A 24185-nucleotide genomic window follows, 5' to 3' on the forward strand; every position below is an offset into this window, starting at 1 on the left:
CGCCCACCACAGAGGGGAGGCGTGAGCCATGACAAGACGTCTCGGCGTCGGCATGGTCGGCTACGCGTTCATGGGTGTCGCGCACTCGCAGGCCTGGCGCAACGCCCCGCACTTCTTCGACCTGCCGCTGGAGCCGGACATGGCGGCGGTCGCAGGTCGCGACAAGGCGGCGGTCACCGCCGCCGCCGCGCGGCTCGGCTGGTCGAGCGTGGAGACCGACTGGAAGACGCTCGTCACGCGTGACGACATCGACCTCGTCGACATCTGCACACCCGGCGACACCCACGCCGAGATCGCCATCGCGGCGCTCGCGGCGGGCAAGCACGTCCTGTGCGAGAAGCCGCTCGCCAACTCGGTGGGCGAGGCCGTCGCGATGGCGGAGGCGGCCGAGCAGGCTCGTGCGAACGGGCAGCTCGCGATGGTCGGGTTCACCTACCGTCGTGTGCCGGCGATCCAGCTCGCCCGCCAGCTCGTGGCGGACGGCCGGATCGGTTCGGTGCGGCACGTGCGCGCGCAGTACCTGCAGGACTGGATCGCGGACGCGAACGCGCCGCTGTCCTGGCGCCTGGACAAGCAGAAGGCGGGTTCGGGGGCGCTCGGGGACATCGGCGCGCACATCATCGACCTCGCGCAGTTCGTCACGGGCGAGTCCGTCACCGGTGTCTCGGCGATCCTGGAGACCTTCGTGCACGAACGCCCCGTGGCGTCGGAGCACTCCGGCCTGCACGGCACGGCAGGCACCGAGACCGGTCCGGTCACCGTCGACGACGCCGCGATCTTCCTCGGCCGGATGTCGGGCGGGGGACTGGCGACGTTCGAGGCGACCCGGTTCGCGTGGGGGCGCAGAACGCGATCAGGCTCGAGATCAACGGCTCGGCAGGGTCGGTCGCGTTCGACTTCGAGGACATGAACGTCCTGAACTTCTTCGACGTCGCACAGCCCGCCGCCGAAGCCGGTTTCCGGCGCATCGTCGTGACCGAGCCCGAGCATCCCTTCGTCGCGGCGTGGTGGCCGGCGGGGCACGGGCTCGGGTACGAGCACGCGTTCACGCACCAGGCCGTGGACCTGGTGACGGCCATCGCCGAGGGGCGGCAGCCCGAACCCAGCTTCGCGGACGGCCTGCGCGTCCAGCGGGTGCTCGAAGCCGTCGAGCGCAGCGCCGCCGACGCCAGCACGTGGCAGGAGATCACGCCCTGACCGATCCGAACCGGGAGGTGCTCATCGACGCTTGACGGCGGTCCAGGTCCGATCGCCGCCTGACTGCGGTCCCTCTCCGGGTCGCACCCGCTGCGTGGCCCCGCCGCGCGCCGCTGCCGAAGGCAGCCCGCTCTTGCCGCACTCGCGGCCAGCTCGCACCGCCGGCAACCGGCCGGTGCGGAGATCTCCAGCAGGAAGGCGCGGCTGCGCGCGCCCTTCGTCGATCCATGCCCGATCTCGAAAGGACTTCACCATGCCCGGTCTTCTCGACCGACGTGCCGGCCGTTCGCCGGCCGGTCAGCACGCGCTCCACCCGCAGGCGATCACCCGCCGCGAACGGACCGCCGCATGACCCCCCAGCGGCGGAAGGGGCAGGGTGTCGCAGCCACCCTCCCCTTCCGTCCTCGCCGAACGCTGACCGCGCTGGTCGCGACCGTCGCGCTCGCCGTCACCGGTCTGATCGGCGTCGCGCCTGCCGCCGACGCTGCGACGACCGGCGCCGTCCAGCCCGCGTCGGCGGTGCCGGCGCTCGAGCACGCGCTGCCGTCGGTCCTCCCGATGCACGAGGAGGGCGTCGAGCCGTACAAGGTGCTGGTGTTCTCCAAGACCGCGGGCTTCCGGCACACCGACGGCATCGTCGCCGGGATCGCGGGCATCACCGCGCTCGGTGCCGAGCACGGCTTCACCGTCGACGCCACGGAGGACTCGTCGGTCTTCACGACGGCGAACCTCGCCCAGTACGCCACGGTCGTGTTCCTCTCGACGACCTCGCCCAACGCAGCCGCCCTGTTGAGCGCGGAGCAGCAGCAGGCCCTGCAGTCCTACGTCGAGAACGGCGGCGGCTGGTTCGGCATCCACGCCGCGGCCGACGCCAACTACGACTGGCCCTGGTACCAGGGCCTCGTCGGGGCGTACTTCAAGCAGCACCCGGCGATCCAGCAGACCAAGGTGCTCCTCGAGGACCGGGTCCACCCCGCGACCGTGGGGCTGGGTGACGAGCTCACCCTGACCGACGAGCTCTACGACTACCAGACCAACCCGCGCGACAGCGTGCACGTGCTCGCCTCCCTGGACGCGCGCTCGTACACCGGCAGCACGATGGGCCTCGACCACCCGATCGCCTGGTGCCAGGACTACGACGGCGGCCGGTCCTTCTACCTGGGCCTCGGCCACGACGCGACCAACTGGTCGAACGCGGGCTTCCTGCAGATGGTCGCCGGCGGGATCGAGACCACCGCCGGTGTCGTCCCGGCCGACTGCGGTGCCTCCGTCCCGAAGAACTACGAGCTGGTCAAGCTCGACGACAACACGTTCGACCCGATGCAGCTCGACGTGGCCGCGGACGGGCGCGTCTTCTACATCGAGCGCGAGGGCTCGATCAAGGTCATCGACCCGACCACCGGCCACACGTCGGCCGTCGCGACGCTGAACGCCTTCACCGCGAACGAGTCCGGTGTGCTGGGCCTGGCCCTCGACCCGAACTTCGCGACGAACAACTACCTGTACGTCTTCTACTCACCGGCCGGCGCCGACAGTGTCGACCAGCTCTCCCGGTTCACGGTCTCCGCGGCCACCACCCTCGTCGAGGGGTCGGAGAAGATCGTGCTGAAGGTGCCCGTGCAGCGCGGCGAGTGCTGCCACCACGGCGGCTCGATGGTGTTCGACAAGACGTCCGGCGACCTCTACCTGGCCACCGGTGACAACACCAACCCGTTCGCGTCGGACGGCTACGCGCCGCTCGACCAGGGTGCCGGCCGTGCGGCCTGGGACTCCGAGCGCACGTCGGGCAACACGAACTCGCTGTCCGGCAAGCTCCTGCGCATCCACCCCGAGGGCGACGGCACCTACACGGTCCCCGCCGGGAACCTGTTCGCGCCCGGTACGGACAAGACCAGGCCCGAGGTCTACGGGATGGGGTTCCGCAACCCCTTCCGCATCAACATCGACCCCAAGACGGGCACCGTGTTCGTCGCCGACTACGGTCCTGACGCCGGCTCGGCAGACCCGAACCGCGGCCCGCAGAACACCGTCGAGTGGAACATCATCGCGAAGGCGGGCAACTACGGCTGGCCCTACTGCACGGGCCCGAACAAGGCCTACAACCACTGGAACTTCACCACCCACCAGTCCGGTCCCGCGTACGACTGCGCGGGCGGCCCCGTGAACGACTCGCCGAACAACACCGGTCTGGCGCAGCTGCCGCCGGCGATCCCGGCGACGCTCTACTACCACTACAACGCCGCGGAGGACTTCGCCGAGGTCGGTGGCGGCGGTGCACCCATGGCCGGACCGATGTACCGGTACGACGAGACGAGCACGTCGGACACCAAGTGGCCCGCGTACTGGGACGGCAAGGCGCTCTTCGGTGAGTGGAACAACAACGTCGTCTACTCGCTGCTGACCACCTCGGACGTCCGTCGTCTGCAGAAGGTCACGAAGATCAGCGAGGCGAGCCTCGGCGCGGGCCAGCGCTCGGTCAAGATGATGGACGCGAAGTTCGGTCCGGACGGCAGCCTCTACGTCATCGACTGGGGCTCCGGCTGGGAGAACAACGGCGACTCCGGCATCTACCGGATCGACTACGTCTACGGCAACCGGTCGCCCATCGCGAAGGCGTCGGCGGACGTGGACTCCGGGCCGGCCCCGCTGGCGGTCCAGCTCTCCTCCGCCGGGTCGAAGGACCCGGACGGCGACGCGCTGACCTACTCGTGGGACTTCGGCGACGGCACGACCTCGACCGAGGCGTCGCCGAGCCACTCGTTCGCGGCCGGCACGTACAACGTGGTGCTGACCGCGACCGACCCCGACGGCCGCTCCGGGCTGTCCAGCGTCTCGGTGGTCAGCGGGAACACCCGCCCGACGGTGACAGTCACGTCACCGGTGGACGGCGGGTTCTTCCAGTTCGGCGACCAGATCAACTTTGACGTGACCGTGACCGATCCCGAGGACGGGTCGACCACGTCTCACACGATCTCCTGCGACGACGTGCACGTGCAGAACCTGCTCGGACACGTCTCCGGCAGCGACTCGCACGCACACCCGATGAGCCAGACGACCGGCTGCACGGGCGTGGTCCAGACCCTCGAGGACGGCGGGCACGGTGGCGACGTCCACCTGTTCTGGGTCGTCGAGGCCTCCTACACCGACAAGGGCGCCGCGGGCGGGGTCCCGTCGCTGACGGGCACCACCTCGGTCGTGCTGCAGGACAAGCACCACCAGGCCGAGCACTACGACTCGACCGGCCGGCTGCCCGGGTCCGCCTCCACCGGAGACCCCGGCGTGCAGAAGGAGACCACCTCCGACCCGGCGGGAGGCACCCAGAACATCGGCTTCATCGAGCCGGACGACTGGTTCGCCTTCGCCCGGGTCAACCTGAGCGGGATCGACCGGATCCAGGTCCGCGCGGCCAGCCCCGCCGACGGCGGTGCTGACTTCAACATCCGCTGGAACGACCCGGTGGGCGGCCCGCTGCTCGGCACCGTGCACGTCGACAACACGGGAGGGTGGCAGACCTTCCAGAACGTCGGGGTGGACCTCGCCAACCGTCCGACCGGCACCGGCACGATCTACTTCGTCGCAGCGAAGCCAGGTACCACGGGCTCCGTGGCGAACGTCAACTGGGTCGACTTCATCGGCAAGGGCGTGACGGCGAACGAGCGGCCCGTGATCACCGCGGCCGACCTGACGCCGACCACCGGCACGGTGCCGGTGAGCGTCGCGGCCACGGCCTCGGCGAGCGACCCGGACGGCAAGGCCGTCTCCTACCACTGGGACTTCGGGACGACCGACGGTGCGACCGCCGACACTGCTGCCGCGTCGTACACGTACACCGTGCCGGGGAAGTACACCGCCAAGCTGACGGTGACGGACCCGGGCGGCGCCACCGCGAGCCGCACCTTCCCGGTGACCGTCGACGCACCGCCGGAGGGCTGCTTCGGCAACCTGTCCGACCAGTTCGACGGCACCACGTTGAACACCGGCCGGTGGACCACCGTGGTCCGGCCCAACCAGGACCTGCAGGTCAGGGACGGGGCGCTGCACATCCCGGCGTCCAAGACCGACCTCTACGGTGCCGGCGGCGACGTCACCAACATCGTCCTGCAGGATCTGCCGAAGGGCGCGTGGCAGGCCACGACGAAGGTGAACGTCAAGGCGTACACCGCGTACCAGCAGGCAGGTCTGCTGCTGTACACCAACGACGAGAACTACGTGAAGCTCGTCGTGCAGGGCCGCAGCAGCAACCCGGCCGAGCACATCATCCAGTTCGCCCACGAGGTCGGCGGCTCGGCGCAGGAGGCCAACTCGGCCGCGCTCGGCACCGCCTTCCCCGACACCGTGTACCTGCGGATCACCAGTGACGGTACGACCCTCTCGCCGTCGTACTCCACGGACGGGACGACCTGGATCTCCCCGGACCAGTCGTGGAGCGGGTGGGACGCGATCCGCAAGGACCAGGCGAGCCTGGGCAGCCCGAAGATCGGGCTGGCCGCCTTCGCCAACGCCTCCGGCACGGTGACCGACGCGGCCTTCGACTGGTTCCGGCTGAGCCCGGACCCGACGGAAGCCGTCTCCACCCCGGACGACGAGTTCACCGGTGACGCACTCGTCACCTGCCGGTGGACCACGCTGCGTCCCGACGCCACGGCCCTGCGGGTCGGGGGAGGGAAGCTGTCGATCGACACCTTGCCGGGTGAGATCGACACGAGCAACAACGTGATCGTCCAGAACCAGCCGGCGGGCAACCACTGGGTGGTCGAGACCAAGGTCGACGGCTCGGCGCTGAACGAGCACTACCAGCAGGCCGGCATCGTGGTCCTGGGCGACGACCGCAACTACGTCAAGCTCGACTTCATCACCGACAACGACCCCGGCGCCGCCGTGGCCCGTCGGCTGGAGTTCCGCAGCGTCATCGACAACGTCCAGCAGCAGCCTCAGCCGAACCTGAACAACCTGACCCAGGGCGTCTGGTACCTGCGGGTGGAGCGCCAGGACAACAACTTCGCCGGTTGGTACTCGACCGACGGGGTGGCCTGGACGAAGTTCGCGGACACGGTCGCCAACATCCCGGCGGCGTCCGGCGGCAAGGTCGGGCTGTTCGCCCTGGGGGTGAACCAGACCGGTTCGGCCACCGCGGTGTTCGACTACTTCCACGTGGTCGGAGGTGCTCCTGCGGACACCACCGCGCCGATCACCACCGCCACCAAGGACCCGGCGCAGCCGAACGGCGCGAACGGCTGGTACACCGGTCCGGTGACCGTCAGCCTGACCGCCGTCGACGAGAGCGGCGGCTCCGGGATCGATGCCATCTCGGCAGCGGTCGACGGTGGCAGCCCGGCGACCTACACGGCTCCGGTCGCCCTCACCGGCGACGGCGTCCACACGGTGGCGTACGCGGCCACCGACAAGGCCGGCAACGCCGAGGGGTCGCGGACGCTGTCCGCGAAGATCGACGCGACCGCGCCGGTCACCACGGCGACCGTCTCCGACACGGGTCTGCTGACCCTCACGTCGGTCGACGCCACCTCGGGTGTGGACAGGACCGAGTACCGGGTCGGCACGCAGACGTGGTCGGCGTACACCGCGCCGGTCCAGCTCGCTCTGACGAGTGCGGAGCAGACCGCGGAGCTCCGGTCGGTCGACGAGGCCGGCAACACGGAGGCGACGCAGTCGGTCACCGTCCCGGCCGCCGGTGACACCACGGCTCCGGTCTCCAAGGCCACCGTCGACCCGTCCAGCCCGGACGGTCAGAACGGCTGGTACACCGGGGACGTGAGCGTCACCCTGACCTCGACCGACGCCGACAGCGGTGTCGCCGGGATCGAGTACGCGCTGACGGACGACGCCTGGGCCGCCTACACGGCGCCCCTGACGATCGCCGACGGCATCACGGCGATCACGTTCCGGGCCACGGACGAGGCCGGGAACGTCGAGTCCGTCAAGACCCTGACGCTCAAGCGGGACTCCGTGGCGCCGGAGACCGCCGCCGACCTGGACGCCGACAGCACCGACGTCACGGTGACCCTGGTCCGGTCGGACGACACCTCGGGCGTGGCGTCGACGCAGTACCGCGTCGACGCCGGAGCGTGGAAGACCTATTCCGCGCCGTTCGTCGTCGCTCGGACCTCGGCCGCCCAGGTGGTGGAGTTCCGTTCGACCGACAAGGCCGGGAACGTCGCCGGTCCTCGGTCGGTCACGGTGCCGGCCACGCAGGTCCAGCTGAAGCCGTCCGTGACCTCGATGTCGCTCTCCGCCAGCCGGATCACCGTCGGCAGCCCCGTCAAGGTGACCATCTCGGTGGTGACCGCCGGAACGCTCGGGGCCGAGCTGGTGACGCTGTATGACGGGTCGGTCCCGATCGGGGCCGGCATCCTCAGGAAGGGCACGGTGACCGTCACCGTGCCGGATCTGGAGGCGGGCACCCACGCGTTGCAGGCGAAGTTCGCAGGCAACGCCACCGTGGCGGAGTCGGCATCGCCCGTCCGGCAGGTCGTGGTGGACGCCGCGGCGTCGACCACCAAGCTGACGGCCAGCGCCTCCCAGCAGTCGTTCGGCACCGACGAGCCGGTGCTGCTGACCGCCAAGGTGACGCTGACCAGCGGAGGGGTGCCGGCCGGCACGGTCGAGTTCCGGTCCGGAAGCCAGGTGATCTACTCGGCGCCCGTCTCGTCCGGGAAGGCGACCTACCGGCTCCGGTCGGACGCGACCGTCGGGGCCACGGCGCTCACCGCGACGTTCGTCCCGTCGGATCCGACGGCGTCGACCGGATCGACCTCGGCGGCGGTGACGGTGACGGTCGTCAAGGCGGTCTCCGCGACCACCCTGAAGGCGAGCGCGTCGAGCCAGAGGTACGGGACGAACAAGCCGGTCAAGCTGACGGCGACGGTGTCCGTGGACACCGGTCGGACCGCCGGCACCGTCGTGTTCGCCAGCAACGGCACGACCGTCGGCACCGTGGCCGTCTCCGACGGCAAGGCGGTGTACACCCTGAGCGCGGCGACGTCGGTCGGCTCCGCGAAGCTGACCGCGACGTTCGTCCCGGCTGCACCGGCGGGGGTCGCCGGATCGACCTCGACGGAGGTGACCGTCGTGGTGAAGTCATGACGCTGCCGCACGACTGAAGGCGCCGCGCGCCGGGGACCGCACCGAAGACGGTGCGGTCCCCGGCCCCGGCGTTCCCGAGCAGATCCGGGAGGTCCCGGACCAGGATGGAGTGAGTTCCATGGCACGACCGATCACCCTGTTCACCGGCCAGTGGGCCGACCTGCCCTTCGAGGAGGTCGCCCGGCTCGCGTCGTCGTGGGGCTACGACGGCCTCGAGATCGCCTGCTGGGGCGACCACCTGGACCCGTGGCGCTGGGACGACGACGAGTACGTGGCCGGCAAGCTCGCGCTGCTGGAGAAGTACAACCTGAAGGTGTGGGCGATCTCGAACCACCTCAAGGGCCAGGCCGTCTGCGACGACCCGATCGACCAGCGGCACCGCGACATCGTCTCCGACCGCGTGTGGGGCGACGGCGACCCCGAAGGCGTCCGGCAGCGGGCCGCAGAGGAGATGAAGCACACCGCCCGGCTGGCCGCGAAGCTCGGCGTCGACACGGTCGTCGGCTTCACCGGGTCGAGCATCTGGAAGTACGTCGCCATGTTCCCGCCGGTCGGCGCCGACACGATCGAGGCCGGGTACCAGGACTTCGCCGACCGGTGGAACCCGATCCTCGACGTGTTCGACGAGGTCGGCGTCCGGTTCGCGCACGAGGTGCACCCCAGCGAGATCGCCTACGACTACTGGACCACCGTGCGCACGCTCGAGGCCATCGGGCACCGGACCGCCTTCGGCCTCAACTGGGACCCGAGCCACTTCGTCTGGCAGGACCTGGACGCGGTCGGCTTCCTCTGGGAGTTCCGGGACCGGATCTACCACGTGGACTGCAAGGACACGAAGAAGCGCATCGGCAACGGCCGCAACGGCCGCCTGGGCAGCCACCTGCCGTGGGGCGACCCGCGCCGCGGCTGGGACTTCGTGTCCACCGGGAACGGGGACGTGCCGTGGCAGGACGCGTTCCGGGTGCTCAACTCGATCGGCTACACGGGGCCGATCTCGGTGGAGTGGGAGGACGCCGGGATGGACCGGCTCGTCGGCGCGCCCCAGGCCCTGGAGTTCGTCCGTCGCAACGCGTTCGACCCGCCCGCGGCGTCGTTCGACGCGGCGTTCAGCACGCGCTGAGACGGGGCCGGCGTGCACATGGGCGTCGGGGGACGAGCGTCGTCCGCGCCGCGGTTGAGGGGCCACGGTGCGGACGGCGCGCGACCTGCTGGGCCGCGCGCTCGCTGTGGCGCAAGTGACCTGTGTGACAGGTGGGACCACCCGGGTGAAACCAGACAACTCGTGCGATCCGCGAGAAATCAGGCACCATACAGAGGTGACTGGCGCCCCCGCGGTGCAGGACGTGAGCGCCCCATGGGTACGCGCGTCCGTGCTGACGTGCGTGTTCACGCTGGTCGCGGTCCTGTTCGGACCACTCGCGGTCGCGGTCGCGGCACCGGGGATCCAGCTGTCCAAGTCGGCTCCGGGGGAGGTGCTGGCGGGCCAGCCCATCACCTACACGCTCACGGTGACCAACCCGTCGAGCAACCCGGATGCCACGACGGAGTACAACCTCGCGTTCCGCGACGTGATCCCGCCCGGCGTCAGCTACGTGCCGGGCTCGGCGACTCCGGCCGGTGCGGGCGACCCGACGCAGGTGGTGGACCCGGACTCGGGCCAGACGACGCTGACGTGGTCGAACCTCACCGACCTCTCCGTCAACGGGACTGCGGTCCTGACGTTCCAGGTGCTGCCCGACCCGACGGTGTACCCGGTGGGCTCCACGGTCGAGAACACGGCCGAGGTCTACAGCAGCACCGATCCGTTCGTCGCCCCGGAGTTCGACGACACGGGTGTGATCGTGCCGGGCACGGCGACCGAGAACGCGGCGTCGAACCCCACGACGACCGTCATCTCCGCCCTGCAGATCACCAAGGCCGAGCCGAGCCCGGAGGGTGAGCTGTTGCGCGGCGTGCACGACAACACGACCGTGTACTCGCTGACCGTGCAGACCGCGCCCGCCGGTGCCAGCAGCGGGCTCGTCGTGACCGACTACCTCCCGGCCACCCTCGAGTTCCTCGGCTGCGGTGGCGTGGACAACTCCGCCGCACCTGAGTACCCGGGAGCACCGTCGCTCGGGGCGACCCCAGCACCGGCCGACTGCCTGACACCGACCTCCGTGACGACCGTGCAGAACCCGCCCCCGAACGGCAGCACCACCTACCCCGCGGGGATCTACACGCGGGTGCAGTGGTCGATCCCGGACATGGCGGCGTCGAGCAGCTTCACGCTGCGCTACGCGGCGGGCGTCCCGCTGCGCGCGAACGCGCTGTTCCCGGACCCCGCTCCGGGCGGGCTGCTCCAGGTCGCGAACCTCGACAACAACACCGGTCCTTCGACGCGCGAGACGACCACCGAGCAGTCGGCGACGAACGTCGCACAGGTCACGGGCACGTTCGCGGGCAGCACCGCTCCGGGCACCCCGGCGACGGTCTCAGCCTCGGACAGGAACAGGGTGTCGATCGAGGACGTCCGGATGCGCAAGAGCGCGGACCGCGCCGAGTTCCTCTCCGGCGGAACCGTGCGCTACACGCTCACGATCGAGTCGAGCGAGTACGTCGACGCGTCCGACATCGTCGTGTCCGACACGCTGCCCAACGGCACGTGCCCGCTCGGCGGCCCCGGCACCAACTACTCGACCGGCGCCCTGGCGGCCTGCGACGGGTCACGCGCGCCCGCGCCCTCCACGGCGATCGTCACCGGGACGCAGCACGTCGACGGGACCTTCGGCGTGATTTTCGCCCCCATCGCCGAGGGCCCCGACGCCCTGACCACCGTCTCGTACTCCGCCGCGATGCTCTCGACCTACCTCGGCGGTGCGCTGATCGGGCAGGCGACCTCGACGGGCGACTCGTTCACCAACCACGCGTCGCTCACGGCCACCACGACCCCGATCGCGGGGACCGGCGAGACCGGGACCACGATCGCGCTCGACGACTCCGAGTGGACGCTCACGACGGGTTCGGAGTCGATCGAGAAGCTCATCGCGCCACGGTCGCTCTCGGGCGGGACGTGCCCGACCGACGTGAGCGTCTACGGCGAGCCGTCGTCGTTCCCGCCCGACGAGACCGTGTTCCGCAAGGGCGACCGGGTCTGCTACCTGCTCACCGTCGAGTTCTCCGACCTGACCGAGACCCGCAACCCCCTGGTCACCGACTTCCTGCCGCCCGCCATGACGTACGTCGCCGGGTCGGCGGTGGCCGCGAGCACGAACGCAGGTGCGCCGTTCACCGTCGCCTCGACCAGCACCGCCGTGCAGTTCACCGTCGGCACGACCCGTCCGGGCGGCAACCGGTTCGTGGATCCGGGCGCGGTGTTCGCGGCCGTCCTCCAGGCCGACGTGACGACGGCGGCTCCGGGCACCACCGCGCTGACCCGGTCGAACCTCATGAAGGTGCGCGTCGAGAACTCCGCAGGGATCGCCGAGACGTTCCGCGACAGCCTCGTCATGGAGGGTGCGCCCGTCCCACCGGTCCAGGTGGTCAAGGGCGTCGAGTCGGTCGACGTGCCATCTACCGGTCCCAACGGCCCGAACACGAACGTCGACGGGTCGGAGGTTCGCTCGGGGTCCGTCGCGACCTTCCGCATCGACGTGACCAACGCTGGCGTCGCGGGCACGGCCAACGGCTACGAGGTCGGCGCCCTGGACGTGTGGGACAAGCTCCCGTCCCAGCTGACGTGCGACGACATCAACCTCGCCGACGTGCGGTTCGAGCCGGCGCAGGCCGTCTCCCCGACCGTGACCTGCACGAACCCCGGCCAGACGGGGCACCCGGCGTTCCTCGGTGCCGCCGACCTGAGCCTGCTGCGGGTGGTGTTCCCGATCGACGGCACACAGCCGGACCTCTCCGGTCAGGGCATCGGCCCGGGCGCGACGCAGTCGATCCTCTACGACACGACGATCCCCGACCCGGCGGGCGTCAGCACCGTCTACACCGACACCGCGTACGTGCGCAGCTACGAGGCGCTGACCAACGTCCCGGGTGGCGGGACCGTGACGTTCTACCCGCGGCAGAACGTCGACCTGAGCGTGCTGCCGCCGCAGTGGGACGCCCCGGCGGCATCCGACCCGTCGAACGTCCGCGTGCCCGGCCCGGTGGTCGACAAGTCCGCCACGACGTCGATCGTCGAGACGAACAACGACCTCGAGAACGACGCGACCATCGGCGAGCTGGTGACCTACACGTACGGCGTGCGGATCCTCGCCGGCACTGCGTCGTTCGACGGCGTCCTCAAGGACCCGCTCCCGACCGGGTTCGAGCAGGTGGGCGACGCGACGCTCACCTTCCATCCCGATGCGGACAGCGGGACGACCGCGCCGGTCCCGGGGACCGTGACGCTCGACCCGGCGACGGGCACCGTGGACTTCGACGGCACCTACAACAACGCGACCGCCCTCGATCAGCGGTTCGAGGTGGTGCTCACGGCGCGGGTCACGCCGGCGGCCATGAGCGCCACGCAGAACAACCTGCAGGCGATCAACACCGCCCGGTTCGACAGCCTGGCCACCCTCGGGGGCTCGGCGCTGCCACCGGCGACAGCGTCGTGGACGATCAACATCCGCCAGCCCCGGCCGGAGGTGACCAAGACCAACGACGCCGACACACCCGTCCCGGGCGGCACGGCCGTGACGTTCACCGTGACCGCGCGGAACGCGAACGGCGACGGCAGCGCCACCGCCCGGACACCGCTGCACGACGCGTTCGTCGTCGACTGCCTGCCCGCCGGCATGATCTTCCAGGCGTACGGTCCGATCCCGGGCAGTCCCGCCGCGCCGGGTGGGGCGGCCAACGGCTGCGCGGCCGGGACCACCGCGCTCGTCTGGGCGCTCGACACGGTCGAGCCCGGCGCGTCGGTGGTGCTGACGTACACCGCGCTGGTGCCACTCGATGCGGTCGCGGCGACGTCGTACACGAACAACGTCACGCTCTCGGGCTCGACGCTCGACGACGGGAAGACCGGCCCGACGGCGCCCGACAACCCCCTCGAGAGAGCCGGCACCGACACCGCGTCCTCGACCGTCCCGATCATCGGCACGGGCATCACCAAGACCGTCTCGCCCAGCAGTGCGACGATCGGCCAGCAGGTGACCTGGACGATCACGGGCGTGGTTCCGGCCAACACCACCTTCTACGACCTGAGCCTCATCGACCAGCTGCCCGCGGGGATCGACGACGTGACCATCTCCTCCTACGTGTGCCACGTCGTGACGGTGCCGGTGCAGGACTGCACGGCGACGCCGGTGCGCCTGGACGACGCACCGGGACCGGCCGGTTCCACCCTCATCGGCTGGACCTTCGGCAACTTCGCGCCCGACGCCAACCGGCGCACCGCGACCGTCGTCTACACGGGGACGATCGCGGACGTGCCGGGCAACGTCGCCGGCGTCCCCCTCACCAACACCGTGCACACGGCCTGGAACCTGACGGCGGACAGCCCGAACCGGGCGCCGACCTCTGCCGACGCGACGTTCGACACCCCGGGCGACTTCGCCAGCGCGACCGTGACGGTGCTCGAGCCGAGCGTGACCATCGACAAGGTCGTCGACGACCCGACGCCGGGCCCGGCGGACCGGTTCGAGTACACGATCACCGCGCACAACGCGAGCGGTCCGAACGTCAGCGACTCGTTCGACGGTGTGCTCGTCGACACCGTGCCGCTCGGCGTGGTGGTCGATCCCGACGCGATCAGCTTCGGTGGCGTGCTGACCGACAACGACCCCGTCCGCGGCGGAGGCACGATCACCTGGGACACGAGGGGTCTCGGCGTCGGCTACCCGCCGGGAGCCGAGGTGACGGTGACCTACGTGGCCACGCTCGCGCCGTCGGAGAACCTCGACCCGACGCCGCTGACCAACTCCGTCCAGGTCACCAGCTACCAGTCGCTGCCGGGCGGCGGGCGCGTCTACGTCGGCCCCACCGCGACCGCGCTCGTCACTCCCGCGTTCCCGCACCTGCAGACGGTCAAGACGGCCGTCTCCGCGTCGCCGGCCTACATCGGCTCGCCCTTCACCTGGCAGGTCGCGACGACGAACACCGGGGGCGCCCCGGCCTTCGGCGTCGACCTGACCGACACGATCCCGACCGGCTGGGAGTTCGTGCCCGGCAGCTCGGTGCTCACGGCGCCCGGGCGTGCAGGGATCGCCTACGCGGACCCGGTGATCACCGCCGGTGTCGCGCGCTGGGCCGACCTGGGCACCGTGCATCCGGGCGAGTCGGCCTCGATGCAGTTCCAGCTGCGGCCGACCGCCACGGTCGTGACGTCGCCCGGTGTCGGATCGTCCGTGCCGCAGGTCAACCGGGCTCGCGCGGAAGGTGAGGACGCGACGGGCGCGACCGGCAACCTCGCCGGCGACTACGACAACGGGCAGGTCTCGGCGCAGACCCGGATCGACTCCGCGGACGTCCAGGTGACCAAGACGCACGCGAATCCGGTGGTCGCGGGTGGCAGTGCCACCTGGAGCGTCGTCGTGCGCAACAACGGGCTGGACCCCGCGGTCGGGCCGTTCACGGTCGTCGACACGCTCCCGGCGGGCACGGGGTTCGTGTCGGCGTCGGGGACGGGATGGACCTGCCCACCGCCGGTCGCCGGTGTGCTGACCTGCACCCGGACCGCGGCGGGCGCGACGCTGGCGTCCGGGGCGTCGTTCCCGCCGATCGCGGTGGTGACGTCGATCCCCGCGACGACTCCGAGCGGTACGTCTTTCACCAACGCCGCGTCGGTGACCGCTAGGACGTACGACCCGGCCACCGCGAACAACGCGACCACCGACGCCGCGACCGTGACCACGAGCGCCGACCTCGCGGTCAGCAAGTCGCACGCAGGCCCCGGCGTGGCGGGCGGGGACACCGTGTGGGCGGTCGGCGTGACCAACAACGGTCCGTCGGACTCCCAGCCCACCATCACGGTCATCGACACCCTGCCTGCCGGGACCACCTTCGTGAGCGCGGTGGGCGTCGGGTGGACCTGCGGTGCGACGGGCCAGACGATCACGTGCACCCGTGCCACGGTCCTCGCGGCCGGCGCCGTCGCCCCCCAGATCGTCGTCGTCGCGCACATCGCCCCGACGGTCACGGGGTCGATCACCAACACGGCCACCGTGTCGGGCACGACGCCGGACCCGAACACAGCGAACAACACCGCGACCAGCACCTTCCCGGTCACCACCTCGGCGGACCTCGCCCTGGCCAAGTCGCACACCGGCACGTTCGTCGCGGGCTCCACGGGCGTCTACCGGTTCGACGTGGTGAACAACGGCCCCTCCGACGCTGCGGCCAACCTGACGATCACGGACACCCTGCCCACCGGCCTGAGGTTCAGCTCGACGGTCACGCCGTCGGGGACGTGGAGCTGCACCGCCGCCGGGCAGGTGGTCACGTGCACGAGCACCGCCGGGCTCGCGCTCGGCGCGACCACCCAGGTGAGCATCGTGGTCGATGTCGACTCCGGCGCGGGGACCGGCGCCTTCCTCAACACGGCGACCGTCGCCTCGCCGACGCCGGACCCCAACCTGGCGAACAACACCGACACCGACAACACGGCGTTCACGTCGGTCTCGGACCTGGCACTGGCCAAGACGCACACGGGGCCCGCCACCGCCGGCGACCTGTTCGAGTGGACGCTGCAGGCGTCCAACCTCGGGCCGTCCGCGACGGTCGGACCGATCGTGGTGACGGACGCCCTGCCCGCCGACGTCACCTACGTCTCGGCGACGGGGACCGGGTGGGTCTGCACGCAGGCCGCGGGCGTGGTCACGTGCACCAGTGCCACCGGGATCGCGGGCGGCTCGCCGACGACGCCCGCGCTGGCCCCGCCGATCCTGCTCACCGTGCAGGTCGCGTCCGACGCCGGACCGTCGCTGATCCTCAACCAGGCGTCGGTCGACGGTCCGCAGACGGACCCGGACCTGACCAACAACGACGCCGAGGACGTCGTCCTCGTCGGCGACGTCGCGGACCTCGCCGTGGTCAAGGACGTGGTCGGGGCGGGTCCGTTCCGCGCCGGCGAGCAGGTCACCTACACCCTGACGATCACCAACATCGGACCGTCGGACGCGGACGACGTGCACGTCGCCGACGCGTTGCCGCCTGGGCTGACCGGCGTGTCGGCGAGCGGACCGGTCGGTGACGGGTGGACGTGCGCGGCAGGGCCGTCGACGGTCGGCTGCGACCGGGCGTCGTTCCCGGCGGGTACGTCGAGCGTGATCACGGTCGTCGCCGAGGTCGAGCCGACCGTGCTCGACGGCACCTCGCTGACCAATGCGGTGACGGTTGGCTCGTCCACCACGGACCCGGTGACCAGCAACAACACGGACGACGCGACCATCACGGTCGTCGCGGAGGCGGACCTCGCGATCACGAAGACCCACCCGTCGGGGACCGTCTCCGCCGGGCAGCAGGTGGTCTTCACCATCGGCGTGACCAACGACGGCCCGTCGGACGCCCAGGCGCCCATCGAGGTGACCGACACGCTGCCGACCGGGCTGACGTACGTCTCGTCGTCGGGACCGTGGACCTGTACGCCGGACGGCGCTGCGACGACCGTGGTCTGCGACCTCGACGACGTGACGGTCCTGGCCGCCGGCGACAAGGCACCGGACCTGCTGCTCACGGTGGCGGTCGATCCGACGGTCGACGCAGGCACGTACACCAACACGGCCCGCGTCGAGTCGGGCACGACCGACCCGACGCTCGGCAACAACACCGCCACCGACCCGGTGACCGTGGACACGGCGGCCAACCTCTCGGTGACCAAGGCGCACGCCGGGCCCGTGCGGATCGGCGACGACCTGACGTTCACGGTGGGCGTGCACAACGACGGCCCGTCGGAGGCTCGCGACGTGGTGCTCCGGGACCCGCTGCCGACCGGTCTGACGTACGTGTCCGCAACGGGCACCGACTGGACGTGCCTGCAGCTGGGTCCGTTGGTCCGGTGCGAGCTGGCCGACCCGCTGGCGCCAAGCGCCGACGCACCGGACGTCGAGGTCGTCGTCACGGTCGGCCCGGCGGCCTACCCGGGCGTGGACAACGTCGCGACGGTGTCGACCAGCACGCCCGAGATCGATCCGGCCGACAACACGGCGACGGACACCGTCACGGTGCCCCCGCAGGTCGACCTGTCGATCACCAAGACGCACGCGGGATCGTTCACCGTCGGCAGCGACGGCACGTGGTCGCTCACGGTCGCCAACGGGGGCCCGACGGACGACCCCGGTCCGGTGACGGTCACCGACGACCTGCCCGCCGGGGTCACCTATGTCTCGGGCACGGGCACGGGCGTCACCTGCGCCGCGGTCGGCCAGGCGGTCACGTGCACGATCGCCGCCGGCGTCGCGATGGACGCCCCTGTCGAGATCACGCTCGTCGTCTCGGTCCATGCCGACGCGTACCCGTCGGTGACCAACGTCGCCGAGGTGAGCACGCCCAGCGAGGACGTGGACCCCGACAACAACACCGCGACGGACGACGTCGAGGTGCTCGGCCTGTCGAAGCTCGCGATCACCAAGGACGTCGTCGGCATCCCGGGCGAGCTGCCGGTGTACCAGATCGTCGTCACCAACCTCGGGCCGAACGCGACCACGGCCCCGATCACGATGGTCGACGACCTGCCCGCGGGCATGGTGTTCGTGAGCGCGGCCGGTTCGGGCTGGACCTGCAACGCGTTGTCCGACACGGTGACCTGCAACTATGCGGACCCGCTGGCCGTCGGACAGGCCGCGCCGCCGATCGTCGTGCACACCCGGTTGACGGCCGCTCCCGGCACGTCGCTGACCAACGTCGCCACCGCGACCGGTGGACAGCCTCTGTGCCCGGACTGCTCGGCGGTGCTGGTCCAGGACGATGCGACGGTCGTCGTACCGCAGCCGACGCTGTCCGCCACGGGCACCGATGCGATCTCGTGGGGGATCCTGGCGGTCCTGCTCGTCTCGGGCGGCGCGCTGCTCGCGCTCGTCGGACACCGTCGGCGGCTCGCATGATCGGCGTCGGACGCGCGCAGCAGCTCCTCGACGCCGGGCTGCGGTGGCACCCGAGCCCGGGCGACACGTTCGCCGTGCGCAGGCTCGAGGACCAGGTGTTCACGATCGCGGACATGGTGGTCGAGCCGCACGAGTACCCCACGGGCACGGTGCTCGGGTTCAACGGCACCACCGAGTGGGCGTTGGACTCCGTGGCCCAGGAGGACGCCCTCTGGCTTCCGCGCGAGGACCAGCTGCGTGAGCTGCTGGGCGGCACGTTCCGCAGCCTGGCGCGCTCGACGTTCGGCGGCTACCAGGTGCTCGTGGAGCTCGCCGGCAGGCCGGAACAGGTCTTCTCCGCGGACGACGCCGCCGACGCCTACGCCCAGGCGGTGCTGGCCCTGGTGACGCTCGCCGGGAGCGCGCCCGACTAGACTCCCAGCCATGTCCACCCTCTCTCGCGACGAGGTCGCGCGCGTGGCGGGCCTGGCACGGATCGACCTGACGCCGGCGGAGCTCGACCGCCTCGCGGGCGAGCTCGACGTCATCGTCGAGTCGGTCGCGCGCGTGAGCGAGATCGCCACGCCCGACGTGCCGGCCACCAGCCACCCCCTGCCGCTGACCAACGTGTTCCGCGCCGACGTGCCTGAGGCCCCGGTGGACCGGGACCTGGTGCTGGCCTCCGCGCCCGCGTCGATCGACGGCAAGTTCGCGGTGCCGCAGATCCTGGGGGAGGACGCGTGAGCGCCGATCTCACGCGGCTGTCCGCCGCCGCTCTCGCGGACGCGCTCGTCACGAGGGGGGTGTCCAGCGTCGAGGCGACGCAGGCGCACCTCGACCGCATCGCCGGCGTCGAGCCCGCGGTGCACGCGTTCCTGCACGTGAGCGGCGACGAGGCGCTGGCCGTCGCGGCCGACGTCGACGCGCGCCGTGCCGCGGGGGAGGACCTGCACGCGCTCGCGGGAGTCCCGATCGCCGTCAAGGACGTCGTCGTCACCAAGGGTCTGCCGACGACGGCCGGCTCGCGGATCCTCGAGGGCTGGGTGCCGCCGTACGACGCGACCCTCGTCGAGAAGCTCAAGGCCGCCGGTCTGCCGATCCTGGGCAAGACCAACATGGACGAGTTCGCGATGGGCTCCTCCACCGAGCACTCCGCGTACGGCAACACCCACAACCCGTGGGACCTCGACCGCATCCCCGGCGGCTCGGGCGGCGGATCGGCCGCGGCCGTGGCTGCGTACGAGGCTCCGCTGGCCATCGGCACGGACACCGGTGGCTCGATCCGCCAGCCCGCCGCCGTCACGGGCACCGTCGGGGTCAAGCCGACCTACGGCGGCGTCTCCCGGTACGGGCTCATCGCGCTGGCGTCGTCGTTGGACCAGGCCGGCCCGGTCACGCGCACCGTCCTGGACTCGGCGCTCCTGCACGAGCTCATCGGCGGCCACGACCCGCGCGACAGCACGTCGATCGACGAGCCGCTGCCCGGTCTGGTGGACGCCGCCCGTCTCGGCGCGACCGGCGACCTGTCGGGCGTGCGCGTCGGCGTCATCTCCGAGCTGCAGGGCGAGGGCTACCAGCCGGGCGTGCTCGCGCGGTTCGAGGAGTCGCTCGAGGTGCTGCGGGGCGCGGGCGCCGAGATCGTCGAGGTCTCCTGCCCGCACTTCACGTACGCGCTCGCGGCCTACTACCTGATCCTGCCGGCCGAGGCGTCCAGCAACCTGGCCAAGTTCGACGGCATGCGGTTCGGCCTGCGGGTCGTCCCGGAGGACCACCCGACCGCTGAGCGCGTCATGTCCGCCACCCGCGGCCAGGGCTTCGGCGACGAGGTCAAGCGCCGCGTCATCCTGGGTACGTACGCCCTGTCTGCCGGCTACTACGACGCGTACTACGGGTCGGCGCAGAAGGTCCGCACGCTGATCCAGCGCGACTTCACGGCCGCGTTCGGCGCCGCCGACGTGCTGGTCTCCCCGACGGCGCCGACCACGGCGTTCAAGCTGGGCGAGAAGCTCGACGACCCGCTGGCGATGTACCTCAACGACGTCGCGACGATCCCGGCGAACCTGGCGGGCATCCCCGGGATGTCGCTGCCGGCCGGGCTGTCCGACGACGGCCTGCCGGTCGGTTTCCAGATCCTGGCCCCGGCCAAGGCCGACGACCGGCTGTACCGCGTGGGCGCGGCGCTCGAGGCGCTGCTCGAGAACGGCTGGGGCGGCCCGCTGCTCGCCCAGGCTCCTGAGCTGGAGGTCGCGCGATGAGCGCCCTGGTGGACTACGACGACGCCGTCGCGCGCTACGACACGGTCATCGGGATCGAGGTGCACGTCGAGCTGGGCACGCGCACCAAGATGTTCGACGGCGCCGAGGTCACGTTCGGCGCGGAGCCGAACACGCAGGTCACGCCCGTCTCGCTGGGCCTGCCGGGCGCGCTGCCGGCCGTCAACGCGACCGCCGTGGAGTACGCCATCCGCATCGGCCTGGCGTTGAACTGCTCGATCGCCGAGAACTGCCGGTTCGCGCGGAAGAACTACTTCTACCCGGACGTGCCCAAGAACTTCCAGACCTCCCAGTACGACGAGCCGATCGCCTACGAGGGCTGGCTCGACGTCGAGCTCGACGACGGGAGCATCTTCCGCGTCGACATCGAGCGCGCGCACATGGAGGAGGACGCGGGCAAGAACACGCACATCGGTGGCGCCGACGGCCGCATCCACGGCGCGGAGTACTCGCTGGTCGACTACAACCGGGCGGGCATCCCGCTGGTGGAGATCGTCACCAAGCCGATCACCGGCGCGGGTGAGCGGGCGCCCGAGGTGGCCCGCGCCTACGTCCAGACGCTGCGTGACATCTTCCGCGCGCTGGGCGTCTCCGAGGCGAAGATGGAGCGCGGCAACGTGCGAGCCGACGTCAACGTCTCGATCCGCCCGACGCCCGAGAGCCCGCTCGGCACCCGGACCGAGACCAAGAACGTCAACTCGTTCCGGTCGGTCGAACGGGCCGTGCGCTACGAGGTCAGCCGCCAGGCGGGGCAGCTCGACGACGGCGTGGCGATCATCCAGGAGACGCGTCACTGGCACGAGGACACCGGCACGACGGCATCGGGCCGCGTGAAGTCGGACGCCGAGGACTACCGGTACTTCCCGGAGCCCGACCTGGTGCCGATCGCGCCGGACCGCGCCTGGGTCGAGGAGATCCGCGCCGGCCTGCCGGAGATGCCGGCCGCTCGTCGCCGCCGGCTCCAGGCCGAGTGGGAGTACGCCGACGCCGAGATGCGCGACGTGGTCAACGCCGGCGCCGTCGACCTCATCGAGACGACGATCGCCGCGGGTGCTTCGCCCGCTGCCGCGCGCAAGTGGTGGATGGGCGAGCTGGCCCGCACGGCCAAGCAGCAGGACGTCGAGCTCGAGGCCCTCGCGGTGACGCCCACCCAGATCGGCCAGCTGCAGAAGCTGGTCGACGACGGGGCGATCAACGACAAGCTGGCCCGCCAGGTGCTCGAGGGCGTCCTGGCGGGTGAGGGTGACCCGGCCGACGTCGTGGCCGCCCGCGGCCTGGGCGTGGTGTCCGACGACGGCCCGCTGCTCGACGCGATCGACGCCGCGCTCGCCGCGCAGCCGGACATCGCCGAGAAGATCCGCTCGGGCAACCTCGGACCGGTCGGCGCGATCATCGGCGCGGTCATGAAGGCGACGCGCGGGCAGGCCGACGCCGGGCGCGTCCGGGAGCTGCTGCTGGAGCGGATCGGGTCGTAACACCGTGTCCACAAATCGGCCGTAGTCTCGGCGGACGCGAGAGGAGCGGACGATGGAGAAGCCCACGCTGCAGGGCGAGATGATCGTGCTCCGACCGATCCGCGCGAGCGACGCGAACGCGATGTGGGAGATGCTGGCGGACCCCGAGGGCAACCGCCTGACGGGCACGACGGCGTCGTTCACGCGCCAGGAGATCGACGCGTGGTGCGCCAGCCGAGCGACCGCGCAGGACCGGTACGACTTCGCGGTCACGGTCGACGGCGACGACACGTTCCGCGGTGAGATCGTGCTGAACGAGGTCGACGAGCACGTCGGGTCGGCCAACCTGCGCCTGTCCATGGGACCGCAGTACCGCGGCCGCGGCTACGGCACCGAGGGGATCCAGCTCGTGCTCGGCCTCGCCTTCGACGGTCTCGGGCTGCACCGCGTCGAGCTCGACGTGCTGAGCATCAACGCGCGCGCCAAGTCGCTCTACGAGAACATCGGGTTCCGCATCGAGGGCCGCAAGCGCGACGCGTACCGCGACGGCGACGGCTGGTGCGACGCCATCATCATGGCCATCCTCGAGGACGAGTACCGCGCCGCCCAGATCCCCTCCTGACGCACCGCGTCCCGCCGAGATCGTGACCCGGCGACGAGGTCGTCAGCTGTGGCCCACGATCTCGTCGCCAACCGACTACCTCGGCGGTCCGGGCCGGCCGCGGTGGAAGTCGTCCAGGGCCACGCGACGCTCGGCGGCGTGGTCGACGACCGGCGCTGGATAGCCGGCGGGTGGCGTGCGCAGCCTCCACGGCTCGTGGACCGCGCCGCCCTCGATGCCGCGCAGCTCGGGCACCCACTCGCGGACGTAGGAGCCGACCGGGTCGAACTTCCGACCCTGCGTCACCGGGTTGAACACCCGGAAGTACGGCGCGGCGTCGCGCCCGGTGCCCGCCACCCACTGCCAGTTGAGCTGGTTCTGTGCGACGTCACCGTCGACCAGCCACGCCATGAAGTGCTCGGCGCCCCGCTGCCAGCGCACGTGCAGGTCCTTGACCAGGAACGACGCGACGACCATGCGGACGCGGTTGTGTATCCATCCGAGGGCCCGCAGCTGCCGCATGCCGGCGTCGACGATCGGGTACCCCGTCCGTCCCTCCGCCCAGGCCGCGAACGAGGCGAGCTCGCCGCGGCCGGTGGCCCACGAGTCGTCGGGCACCACGGCCCGCAACGAGGTCCGCGCCGCCGACGGGTGGTGCCACAGGACGTCGGCGTGGAACTCGCGCCAGGCCAGCTCGGACCGGAAGACGTCGGCGGTCGCGGGCAGGTCGGCCAGCAGCGTCCGCGGGTGCAGCTCGCCGAACTTCAGGGGGATCGACATGTGCGACGTCCCGCCGACGTCAGGTCGGTCGCGGTCGGTCGGGTAGGACGACAGGCCGTCGCGCACGAACTCGTGCCACCGGCGCAGCGCCGCGGCCTCCCCGGCGGCTGGCAGCCGGACGTCGGTCGCCGGCGCGGCGGGCAGACCGTCCGACCGCAGGTGCGCCCAGGGGCTGCCCGAGGGTCGCGGGGCGGCAGGGGCCCAGCCGTGCTCCAGCCACGCGCGTCGGAACGGCGTGAACACCTGGAACGGGGAGCCGGTCCTCGTCCGCAGGAGGCCCGGTCCGACGGCGTACGGAGAGCCGGTGCGGATCAGGGGCACGCCCACCGACTCGTCGCGCCGCCTGCCGTACGGCTCGGTGGCGGCGGTGACGTGCACGGCGTCCGCGCCCACCTCGGCGGCGACCGCGGGGACCACGTCAGCCGCTCGCCCGGTGCGCACCACCAGCCGGCCGCCGAGCGAGTCGTCGAGGGCGCGCAACGAGGCCGCGAGATAGGCGAGGCGTGGCGCGCCGGCCGTGGCCCACAGCCCGGGATCGACGACGAACAGAGGCACGACCGTGCCGTCGTCGGACGAACGCGCGGCCTCCACCGCGGCGAGCAGCGACGGGTTGTCCGCCAGGCGCAGGTCGCGGCGGAACCAGTGGACGGTCGGCATCCGGCGACGGTACGTGCCCGGGCCCCGGGCGCGCGCGTCGAGGCGCGACCGTCGGGACGAGGGTCGGGGGAGGCGCCCGATGCGGATCGGCGTGAACCCAATGGGGCCGACGTCGAGCGGGTGTCGG

9 protein-coding genes and 1 pseudogene are annotated in these 24185 nt (G+C 71.4%); 9 read left to right on the forward strand and 1 reads right to left on the reverse strand.

Annotation, left to right across the window (positions count from 1 at the left end):
- Nucleotides 1-28: 28 nt before the first annotated feature.
- From ACPPVS_RS04370 to ACPPVS_RS04410, 9 genes and pseudogenes are all read left to right on the forward strand, one after another.
- Nucleotides 29-1197: pseudogene (locus tag ACPPVS_RS04370) on the forward strand (Gfo/Idh/MocA family protein).
- Between the two features lie 348 nt (nt 1198-1545).
- Nucleotides 1546-8298 (forward strand): ThuA domain-containing protein, encoded by a 6753-nt coding sequence (locus ACPPVS_RS04375; RefSeq protein ID WP_426594786.1) that lies wholly within the window; start codon nt 1546-1548, stop codon nt 8296-8298.
- A gap of 118 nt (nt 8299-8416) precedes the next feature.
- Complete coding sequence (locus tag ACPPVS_RS04380) at nt 8417-9418, forward strand: sugar phosphate isomerase/epimerase family protein (protein WP_426594788.1); 1002 nt, start codon at nt 8417-8419, stop codon at nt 9416-9418.
- Nucleotides 9419-9641: 223 nt separating this feature from the next.
- On the forward strand, nt 9642-18314 hold the full coding sequence (locus ACPPVS_RS04385; RefSeq protein ID WP_426594789.1) for a hypothetical protein: 8673 nt from the start codon (nt 9642-9644) through the stop codon (nt 18312-18314).
- Nucleotides 18311-18727 (forward strand): pilus assembly protein CpaE, encoded by a 417-nt coding sequence (locus ACPPVS_RS04390; RefSeq protein ID WP_426594790.1) that lies wholly within the window; start codon nt 18311-18313, stop codon nt 18725-18727. The genes ACPPVS_RS04385 and ACPPVS_RS04390 overlap by 4 nt, the downstream gene beginning before the upstream one ends.
- Nucleotides 18728-18737: 10 nt before the next feature.
- Nucleotides 18738-19037 (forward strand): Asp-tRNA(Asn)/Glu-tRNA(Gln) amidotransferase subunit GatC, encoded by a 300-nt coding sequence (gene gatC, locus ACPPVS_RS04395; protein ID WP_426594791.1) that lies wholly within the window; start codon nt 18738-18740, stop codon nt 19035-19037.
- The gene (gene gatA / locus ACPPVS_RS04400; protein WP_426594793.1) at nt 19034-20548 is read left to right on the forward strand and encodes an Asp-tRNA(Asn)/Glu-tRNA(Gln) amidotransferase subunit GatA; all 1515 of its coding nucleotides are present in this window, start codon (nt 19034-19036) and stop codon (nt 20546-20548) included. Before gatC ends, gatA begins: the two co-directional genes overlap by 4 nt.
- Nucleotides 20545-22041: an Asp-tRNA(Asn)/Glu-tRNA(Gln) amidotransferase subunit GatB gene (gatB, locus tag ACPPVS_RS04405; RefSeq protein WP_426594795.1), complete on the forward strand. Its 1497-nt coding sequence runs from the start codon at nt 20545-20547 to the stop codon at nt 22039-22041. The genes gatA and gatB overlap by 4 nt, the downstream gene beginning before the upstream one ends.
- Nucleotides 22042-22093: 52 nt before the next feature.
- On the forward strand, nt 22094-22642 hold the full coding sequence (locus ACPPVS_RS04410) for a GNAT family N-acetyltransferase (protein ID WP_426594797.1): 549 nt from the start codon (nt 22094-22096) through the stop codon (nt 22640-22642).
- A 75-nt stretch (nt 22643-22717) separates the two neighbouring features.
- Here the strand turns inward: ACPPVS_RS04410 and ACPPVS_RS04415 are convergent, their stop codons facing one another.
- Nucleotides 22718-24058: a cryptochrome/photolyase family protein gene (locus ACPPVS_RS04415; RefSeq protein ID WP_426594799.1), complete on the reverse strand. Its 1341-nt coding sequence runs from the start codon at nt 24056-24058 to the stop codon at nt 22718-22720.
- Nucleotides 24059-24185 lie beyond the last annotated feature (127 nt).

It is taken from the genome of Cellulomonas sp. McL0617, from assembly GCF_049994875.1.
In the GTDB taxonomy this organism is placed as follows: Bacteria; Actinomycetota; Actinomycetes; order Actinomycetales; family Cellulomonadaceae; genus Cellulomonas.